Raw genomic sequence first — 1,943 nt, 5'->3', positions numbered from 1 at the left:
CCGTGAGCGCCGCCAGCGCCGCCGCCACGACCACGAGGCCTGCCACCTGGGCGCCCATGGACGGCAGGCGCGCGCGGCCGGGGCGCAGCCCGCCGGCCAGGGAGAACACGACGGCGACGACGGCCCCCGTCAGCAGCCCGCCCACGTGCACCTGCCAGGCCACCCCGGGCAGCAGGAACGAGAACACGAGGTTCAGGCCGATCAGCACGGCGATCGAGCGCACCTGCCCGCCCCGCACCCGGATGAGCAGGAACAGGGCCGCGAACATGCCGTACACGGCGCCGGACGCCCCGACGACGGGCTGCAGCGGGTCCGAGACCCACAGCGCGAACACCGCACCGCCCACGGCGGAGAGCACGTAGAGGGCGAGGAACCGCCACCAGCCCAGCGCGGGCTCGAGCACGCGCCCGATCACCCACAGCGCGAGCATGTTCAGCAGCAGGTGCGTGGGACCGGAGACGTCGTGCACGAGCGCGTAGGAGGCCATCCGCCACGGCTCCATGCCGTACGGGGACGTGTAGAGCCCGGCGTACCAGAGCGCCTCGGTCACACCGGACGCCTGATCCCGGGTCATCCACTGCGCCGCGTAGACCACCGTCGTGACCGCCAGCAGGATCCAGGTGACGGGCGAGGCGGCGAAGCCCGTCCGCCGTCGGGCCGGGACCGTCGCGGCGGCGCCGGCGGCGGGGGGCGACGTTGGAGCGGGGCCGGCCACGACGCCGGCCACGACGCCGGACGCACAGTCCACGCAGACCGGTCCGGCCGCGGAGCGGGGACGCTGGCAGTCGAGGCACGCGGGGCGCCGGCAGACGGCGCAGCGCACATACGCCGCACGGCCCGGATGCCGCGGGCACACCGGGGGTGTGCCGTCCGCGGAGTCCGGGCCGTGCGGGTCGGAGGGGGTGGTGCTCACCGAGGGGCTGCTCAGGCCTCGTCGATGTCGATGGACTCGATGACGACGTCCTCGAGCGGGCGGTCACGGGGATCGGTGGCGACGGCGTTGAGCTCGTCCACGACCTTCTGGGAGGCCTCGTCCTTCACCTCGCCGAAGATGGTGTGCTTGCCGTTGAGCCAGCCGGTGGGCACGGAGGTGATGAAGAACTGCGAGCCGTTGGTGCCGGGGCCGGCGTTGGCCATGGCCAGCAGGTAGGGGCGGTCGAACTGCAGCTCGGGGTGGATCTCGTCGCCGAACTGGTAGCCGGGGCCGCCGATGCCCATGCCGAGCGGGTCGCCGCCCTGGATCATGAAGTCCTTGATGATGCGGTGGAACACGGTGCCGGAGTACAGCGGGGCGCCGTTGTTCTTCTCACCGGTCTGCGGGTGGGTCCACTCCTGCTCGCCGGTGGCGAGGCCCACGAAGTTCTTCACGGTCTTCGGGGCGTGGTTGCCGAACAGCTCGACGACGATGTCGCCGTGGTTCGTGTGGATGGTCGCGGTGTGCGTGTTGTTCGCCATGCGCCCCATTGTTCCATCCGCGGCGGCGGGCCGTCCGGATCCCGCCGTCCGGGGTCGGGATCTTCCGCGATCGGCGTACGCACTCCCGGCGTGCCGGGACCCGTGCCACTGCGGGGGTCGGCCACTAGGCTGGGCCTCGAGGACCACCGCGTTCAACGACCATCCAGAACCCACGGGAGGCATCACATGGCTCGCAAGACCCTGCACGACGAGATCCAGCACGACGGCGGTACGAACGCGTTCGTCGCACGCCAGGCGGAGAACCTGCGCCACTGGGCCGCCCCGAAGGTGGAGTCCACCCGGGCCTGGAGCGAGGTGGCCGCGGCCTACGGGCTGATCGGCGGCTCCGCCGCGGCCGAGGAGGGCCGTCGCAAGGCCCAGGACGCCAAGAAGGAGTACGGCCCCGTCGTCGAGCGCGGGGCGCGCAAGGCCGGCGAGGCCGTCGCGCACCAGTACGGGCTGCTGGCCCCCGCCGTCGCCAAGGGCCT

General features: G+C 72.7%; 3 protein-coding genes. 1 reads left to right on the top strand and 2 read right to left on the bottom strand.

The window, feature by feature from the left end:
- Window positions 1-913: rhomboid family intramembrane serine protease (locus AB0N07_RS50510; protein WP_365847679.1), on the bottom strand; the 913-nt coding region annotated here is incomplete at its 3' end.
- An 11-nt stretch (window positions 914-924) separates the two neighbouring features.
- Window positions 925-1,455 carry a peptidylprolyl isomerase gene (locus tag AB0N07_RS50505; protein WP_049161430.1) on the bottom strand — a complete coding sequence of 177 codons (531 nt, stop codon included), beginning with the start codon at window positions 1,453-1,455 and terminating at the stop codon, window positions 925-927.
- Window positions 1,456-1,641: 186 nt separating this feature from the next.
- Between AB0N07_RS50505 and AB0N07_RS50500 the strand changes: the two genes are divergently transcribed.
- On the top strand, window positions 1,642-1,943 hold a 302-nt coding region (locus AB0N07_RS50500), incomplete at its 3' end, for a hypothetical protein (RefSeq protein WP_365847677.1).

The organism is Streptomyces sp. NPDC051172 (genome assembly GCF_040682555.1).
Taxonomy (GTDB): domain Bacteria; phylum Actinomycetota; class Actinomycetes; order Streptomycetales; family Streptomycetaceae; genus Streptomyces.
The sequence above is the reverse complement of the archived record's forward strand: the minus strand, read 5'-3'. Positions and strand labels throughout refer to the sequence as shown.